The organism is Rhizobium sp. PEPV16 (assembly GCF_008919455.1).
Classification (GTDB): domain Bacteria; phylum Pseudomonadota; class Alphaproteobacteria; order Rhizobiales; family Rhizobiaceae; genus Rhizobium; species Rhizobium leguminosarum_Q.
Window position 1 is genome coordinate 11,627 of sequence record NZ_VSZV01000203.1, and the last position, 994, is coordinate 12,620.

Below are 994 nucleotides of genomic sequence, written 5' to 3' on the forward strand. Positions count from 1 at the left end.
TCATGAACGCATCCAGATCGAAAGCTTCTCACCATCGCCGGATCGGGCCTACGTGCTCGGCATGTTCGAAGTGCGCGAACCGACGCGCCAGGCGATGGGCGACCCTGGGATCGCTGGCGACCCTCGGATTACTAGCGACACCGGTGTCGCCGCCGATTTCGCCCGCGTGCGCGAGGCGCTGGAACAGCTCGACCAGCCGATCGGCATCTTTGCCGAAGATGGCCGGCCACTGGTCGTCAACGCCGCCTATCGCAACGGCGCAAAGCCTGCGGCTGTCAGCGACACGGCCTGGCACGAGAGCGTCAATGAGCTCGACCTGCTGCGGACCATCCTGGAGGACCTCCCGGTCGCAGCCTTCGTGCGCGATGACAAGCATCGCCTCGTCTACGCCAATCAATATTACGAGACCTTCAGCGGCCATAGCCGTTCCCGGGTCCTTGGGATGACCGAACACGAAATGTTCGGTCCGGACGGGGGCGAGGCGATCTACCAGGAAAACCTGCTGGCGTTGCAGGGAGGCAGGTCGAAGGAGATCGAAAGCCTGCTGCCGAGCAAGGACGGCCATATCTATTCCGTCCTCTCGCGCGTCAATCGCGTCGTGACAGCGGATGGTCGGCCCTATGTCGTCGGCTCCTTTTCGGACATCTCGCCACTCAAGGAACGAGAGAAGGCGCTGATCGAGGCGCAGAAACACAAAGAGGTGCTGCACCGGGATATCGAGAATATCCTACGCTCGTTGCCGGTCGGCGTGCTGATCCTCGATAACGACCACCGGATCCTCTACGTCAACGACGAGTTCTACGGCATCTGGGAGCTGCCACTCGACGATCCCTTCGACGGCCGGCCCTTCATCGACGTCATCCGCCGCAATTATGAGCTCGGTCGCTACGACGGCACGCAGACGCCCGAGGAGATCTACGATTTCCGCAAGCACCTGTTCGAGACCGAGGAGCCCGAGCCGATCGAGCTCGGTTGGGCGGGCGGCAAATCCGTC

The 994-nt window shown here is 62.3% G+C and carries 1 protein-coding gene; it reads left to right on the top strand.

What is annotated here, in order from left to right; translation table 11 throughout:
- Nucleotides 1–994: PAS domain-containing protein (locus tag FY112_RS05845; protein WP_151517947.1), on the top strand; the 994-nt coding region annotated here is incomplete at both ends.